The sequence below is a fragment of the Salmonella sp. 32070601201500089SM genome (assembly GCF_017573605.1).
Classification (GTDB): domain Bacteria; phylum Pseudomonadota; class Gammaproteobacteria; order Enterobacterales; family Enterobacteriaceae; genus Salmonella; species Salmonella enterica.
In genome coordinates this window covers 1-744 of sequence record NZ_JAGETK010000035.1, presented here as the reverse complement: position 1 = coordinate 744, position 744 = coordinate 1, and the positions used below count along the sequence as shown (strand labels likewise).

At 49.7% G+C, this 744-nt stretch carries 2 tRNA genes and 2 rRNA genes; all 4 read left to right on the top strand.

The features are described from left to right. Positions 1 to 124 (top strand): 16S ribosomal RNA (locus tag J4728_RS23680); the annotation flags it as partial. A 69-nt stretch (positions 125 to 193) separates the two neighbouring features. After that, positions 194 to 270, top strand: a tRNA-Ile gene (locus J4728_RS23675). Between the two features lie 109 nt (positions 271 to 379). Further along, a tRNA-Ala gene (locus J4728_RS23670) sits at positions 380 to 455 on the top strand. A 182-nt stretch (positions 456 to 637) separates the two neighbouring features. Continuing rightward, a 23S ribosomal RNA gene (locus J4728_RS23665) occupies positions 638 to 744 on the top strand; the annotation flags it as partial.

Here is a 744-nt window from a genome sequence, read left to right as displayed (position 1 = left end):
GTGGGTTGCAAAAGAAGTAGGTAGCTTAACCTTCGGGAGGGCGCTTACCACTTTGTGATTCATGACTGGGGTGAAGTCGTAACAAGGTAACCGTAGGGGAACCTGCGGTTGGATCACCTCCTTACCTGAAAGAAGCGTACTTTGCAGTGCTCACACAGATTGTCTGATGAAAAACGAGCAGTAAAACCTCTACAGGCTTGTAGCTCAGGTGGTTAGAGCGCACCCCTGATAAGGGTGAGGTCGGTGGTTCAAGTCCACTCAGGCCTACCAGATTCGCTCCCGTGCTTTGTTGTGGCAAAGCTCGCATACTTCAGTATGCTTCGCTTCACCACGCCGCGCCCGGAAACGAATCAAAGGTAAGAGGTTCTGACTACACGATGGGGCTATAGCTCAGCTGGGAGAGCGCCTGCTTTGCACGCAGGAGGTCTGCGGTTCGATCCCGCATAGCTCCACCATCTCGTGAGTGTTTACGAAAAAATACTTCAGAGTGTACCTGAAAGGGTTCACTGCGAAGTTTTGCTCTTTAAAAATCTGGATCAAGCTGAAAATTGAAACACAGAACAACGAAAGTTGTTCGTGAGTCTCTCAAATTTTCGCAACACGATGATGAATCGAAAGAAACATCTTCGGGTTGTGAGGTTAAGCGACTAAGCGTACACGGTGGATGCCCTGGCAGTCAGAGGCGATGAAGGGCGTGCTAATCTGCGATAAGCGCCGGTAAGGTGATATGAACCGTTATAACCG